The sequence below is a fragment of the Aureispira sp. CCB-QB1 genome (genome assembly GCF_000724545.1).
GTDB lineage: Bacteria > Bacteroidota > Bacteroidia > Chitinophagales > Saprospiraceae > Aureispira.
On sequence record NZ_JHBV01000082.1, the window covers coordinates 1 to 798 of the forward strand.

General features: G+C 26.4%; 1 protein-coding gene. It reads left to right on the forward strand.

Features of this window, described 5'->3' with window-relative positions; translation table 11 throughout:
* The first annotated feature begins 33 nt into the window (after window positions 1-33).
* The gene (locus tag CG11_RS26265; RefSeq protein WP_156039918.1) at window positions 34-591 is read left to right on the forward strand and encodes a leucine-rich repeat domain-containing protein; all 558 of its coding nucleotides are present in this window, start codon (window positions 34-36) and stop codon (window positions 589-591) included.
* The last annotated feature ends 207 nt before the right edge of the window (window positions 592-798 follow it).

A 798-nucleotide genomic window follows, 5' to 3' on the forward strand; every position in this document is an offset into this window, starting at 1 on the left:
AACTTAAGTATCAATGGCATTTGTTTAAAATTTTTGTCTTTTATTTCAATGAACTTCCATCATACATTTAACAACACAACCAATTTAAAAGATCTTTATTTAGATTACAACAAAATACTAAAATTTCCAAAGGCTATTCTTTCTTTAAAAAAATTAGAAGTACTATCTATTATAAATAATAAAATAGAGCAGCTTCCTTCTAATATAGGTGTTTTAAAAAAGTTAGAGATATTAAGCTTGATTGACAATATGCTAACTGAAATTCCTGAATCTCTAAGTAAATGCACCAAAATCAGAAATCTTTACTTGGATTATAACAAAATTCAATTGTATCCATCTTCTCTTGGAAAATTAAAAAGGCTTTGGCTTTTGGGTTTGAGAGGAAATCAATTAAAGGAAATTCCAGAAACAATAAAGAATTATTGTAAACTAGCTAACCTTGATTTGGCTCAAAATAATATATCTCAAATTCCCGATTTTTTATACTCATTAAAAAAGTTAAAGAAACTAGATATAAGTAACAACCCAATAGAACAGATATCTTTAGATCATCTTAAACAGGTTTTGCCTAGTTTGAAAATACTCTACTAAACGGCTTTTTGTTGTATGAATGGAAATAGTCAATATAAAAGCTAGAAAGAAAAGTCTTGGCAATAAGGTATTATAGTGAAGTAGTCACGACTTAATCTGACAATTTTAGTAAATTAGATTAGCATATTTAATAACGGTTGTGTTGTTAAATGTATGATGGAAGTTCATTGAAATAAAAGACAAAAATTTTAAACAAATGCCATTGAT